Here is a 230-nt window from a genome sequence, read left to right on the forward strand (position 1 = left end):
GCCCGAGAAGAGCGCGCCGGCCTGCCCGAGGACAGGTGGACGACATACGACATCTATCGCGGCGGCGCGAAGACCGGCAGCGCGGCGGGCAATGCGACGTCGTACACGGACAGCACGGCTGCAGCGGGCACGACCTACAGCTACACGGACAAGGCGCTGGAGGCGGCGGGCCACGCGTCGGCGGCGTGCACGGCAGCGACGGTGTCGTCACCTGCGGGCAGCGGCAGCGG

General features: G+C 72.6%; 1 pseudogene. It reads left to right on the plus strand.

Features of this window, described 5'->3' with window-relative positions:
• Positions 1-230 (plus strand): annotated as a pseudogene (locus KVT38_RS34390) (hypothetical protein); the annotation flags it as partial.

Origin of the sequence: Cohnella sp. GbtcB17, from assembly GCF_019091135.1 — a bacterium.
Classification (GTDB): Bacteria; Bacillota; Bacilli; order Paenibacillales; family Paenibacillaceae; genus Cohnella.